This is a genomic window from Endozoicomonas sp. SESOKO3, assembly GCF_024606255.1.
In genome coordinates this window covers 1-3,328 of sequence record NZ_JAHHPR010000289.1, presented here as the reverse complement: position 1 = coordinate 3,328, position 3,328 = coordinate 1, and the positions used below count along the sequence as shown (strand labels likewise).

General features: G+C 46.1%; 3 protein-coding genes. 1 reads left to right on the top strand and 2 read right to left on the bottom strand.

What is annotated here, in order from left to right; genetic code table 11:
• Positions 1-295, bottom strand: a 295-nt coding sequence (locus KDK18_RS05280; protein WP_257253717.1) for a hypothetical protein, incomplete at its 3' end; no start/stop codon positions are given.
• A 198-nt stretch (positions 296-493) separates the two neighbouring features.
• Here KDK18_RS05280 and KDK18_RS05275 point away from each other — a divergent pair.
• Entirely contained in the window at positions 494-778 is a 285-nt protein-coding gene (locus tag KDK18_RS05275) for a hypothetical protein (RefSeq protein WP_257253716.1), read from the top strand.
• 114 nt (positions 779-892) lie between these two features.
• Here KDK18_RS05275 and KDK18_RS05270 read toward each other — a convergent pair.
• Positions 893-3,328 (bottom strand): pentapeptide repeat-containing protein (locus tag KDK18_RS05270; protein WP_257253715.1); only part of this gene is annotated, 2,436 nt, incomplete at its 5' end.

Genomic DNA, 3,328 nt, shown 5'->3' with positions numbered 1-3,328 from the left:
GTTTTGGACGCTTGTTTACCGGCTCAATGGTCAGCGTTTCCAGTCCTGCCTCAATTATTTTCGGGGTAATATCAGTGATGGCTACCTTTTGCCCGGCCTTACGCGTGAAATCACTATTAATCGCCTCATCCTGCTTTGCAGAAGCAATAGCAGGGAGCATTGCCTCTTCACTTCTACTCACTTCTCTGGCAAAAGCGATGCCTGTCTTGTCAATATTTTCAGATGAACTGACGCAACCGGCAAAAGACGCCTGTTCTGTTGTTTTACCTACTGTTGTAATACCGAGCGAATCCATTTTTTAGCCCTCACCACTGTCCTTGTCAAAACGATCTGATTGAGAAAAGCCGAATCAGATATGACTTCGACAGTTAACCCAATCATTAGTTCCACCCATTCTGTGAAGACTGGGCAAAACGACAAGATCACCCCGGCGGCCCCCATTCAATATCTGCTATGCTGACTGCTCCTACAACAAATCATAACGGTATGCAGTATGTCACTGGAACATCGTGTAGAGAGACTTGAATCCCATTTTGAATCGCTGGATAACGCTGTACACCGGCTCATCCAGATTACCGGGGAAACACAGAAGATTATGCTGGAAAACCAGCGAGAGAACCGGCTCATGTTCGTTCAGATAGAAAAACGTTTTGACCAGCAAGACCGCAAGATCGAGGCTTACCAGTCTGAGAACCGCAGTCGTTTTGACGAACACGACAAACGGTTTGACAAAATAGAAGACACTCTCACCATCATCGTAAACCACCTTCAGAAATAACTACGCCACCTAACAACAAAATCCAGCGGATTGCGAACCTCCCCCGTTTTAGTGGACACTCAAATCCAACTGAAACGGTGGGCACTGATTTAAAGGATAACAGTGGACTTTGCCTCAGGTTCTGAAATATTCCGGAAACAGCCGGTCCCACTCATTCTGAATTTCTGTATGCTTTTTCATGTTAGCGTTATAGATGTCCCGCCAATTTCCCTCGTCGCGGTCTTTAGACAACAAATTTATAAACTCCGTGGTTGTTGAGGGGCTAACAGCAACATTTTGATGAAGCAAACAGTGTTTGGCTATTTTTAATTGACTCTTTTCTGAGCATTCTTTCCAGAATTGGTCAATACAATCCCGGTAATCTTTAAGGAACATACGACAAAGAGAAGCTTTATAACGCCGCATCTTAACCAGAGGCAGTCCCTCTGTTTCCGGGCGTGGGGTTGAGTGGTTTTGTGTACTTTCGCTACTGACCTCAGGAATGTCCTTCCAGCAGTCGTCATGCTCATCCGCACGGTTGGCATTCATACCAAAGTCTATGTATTTATCATTGGATTCCGGGAATAGAATCAGGTTAATAACATTTAACATCAATGCCAAAACCGCTTCCCGGGAACAATCACCGTTTGCAACTTTATAGAGCGTAAATAATCTTTCAAACGGATCACCACTCATCCCCTTATAATCTCCTTCATTCAGGAAGATGGTTCTGAACTCAAAATACACATCTTTGAGATCTTTGATTTTGCGATCATAGAATTCCGGATTATTCCAGACAAAGCTTATTGCGTTGGCAGTATTTTCAAAATCAATGGAAAAAAATCCACGAATAATCCTACAAAGTTGCTGTGGATAAGTTTTTGTGATTTTTCCAATGTGCCGGGACAGAATATCCCGACTTAAATCATCCAGCCGTGCTGAGTCGTGGAGTAGATAATCACTTTTCCCCATCACCTCCAGCCATTGTTTCAGACTGAACTCATTGCGCTGATTGACACAAGAATTATATAGAATTCGGGAAAGCTGGTGTGTACTTTCATATACCAGGTCATCCTGATCATTTTCAGGATAAAAGCGGGCATTGTCTAATATCGATGATGAAAACCGCTTGCCTTCAAAAGAACATGCGCAGAAAAAGCCATCTTCAACAGTGGCACTGTTTAACCGCTCTGTATCGAATTTACAGTTCTGAAATATAAAGGATTGCAACACGGTACCCTTCATTGAACAGCCGCTGAAATCAATTCCTTTCAAGAAATGGCTACCCCCGTTCAGCTTAAAGCCATCCAGGGAATCCAGTTTGCCCTCCAACAGTTGTGGGTTTTGCTCAAACAGTAATTGTATGCGCTCTTCACCACAAACCTTGATGAGATTTTTGATGCCCTCGTCAACCATGCTGCCTTTAAAGGTTAACTCATGGTAAAAGACTGACCAGGATTGCGGAAAAAGCTGTTCCAGCGGGCGTCCGTCGGGCCAGTGACTAAAGCGTTGCTTTAGAGTCTGCAACAATTGCCTCTGACTTTCGGGAGAACTCATCTCAAGCAGGTTCAACTCGTCAAGTAAGGATAGAGGATTGGAAAAACGGGTCTCCTGACGCCCTTCGTACTGAATCACACTTCTGTAGTCATCGGTTGACTGCGCAATGATTTTCTCATTACGGGCGAAGGCGTCCAAACCAGGGAATCCCCCCAAAAACTGGCTTTGATCTTTATAAATTTGTGCATCCAGACGGCCGAGTGCAGCGGAAGTCAGGCGCATACACATGACCCCACCATATTTGTGCCTGGAATCAGTCGTCAGCTCCTCCTCCATGACACGGGAGAATGTATATTCAGTGTCGCATTTCATCCTGCGTGCCGAAAAATATCTGGATGGCTCCATCCCGATCTGAGTACGTCGTTCAAAGGAGCTCAGGGTAGCTTCATTTTCGAGGCTATTGACTATACCCTGCTTACTGTTCCGTTGCGCTCCCCGACATAAGTTTATATCGTGCCCGGGGCAGAAATGTCTGGCAGGGTTTGCCGAAATGCCATGGGGAAAACCCGGGCGGTAATGCACCAGACGTCCTGCGCGAATACGAGAATTGAATTTCCAATTCAGTTCTTTGTCACTGAGGTTCAGCAACGGTTTGAGAAACGCTTTTTTACGGGTGTTTACCGGGGTATTGCTATTCGCTGCCACGGCAATGTTCATATCACCAAGGCAGCCGTGGCAATCGGCCAGGGCGTCCAGCCACTGCTCCTCAAGGTCGTCGGTAGCCGGTCGCTCCCCACCAATGCCCAGCCCTGCCAGTTCCCTGAACAATGCTTCAACCACCATTTTACTGTGTCCCCCAAAGGTGAGGGTCAGTTGATTTTCAAAGCTCAGGCCTTCAGGCAGGTTCGGAGGAAAAAACAGAATACTGCCGCCTTCACAGACGATTGATTCGAGTTCAAGTGCTCTTACCGGTTGAACAGTCAGGCCGGCAGCCTTCAGTTGTTGCGGAATCATATAATTGACGCTCTGGCCTGTCAGTTTGGCAAAACCGTGGCTGAATTCAGCCAGTTGTAC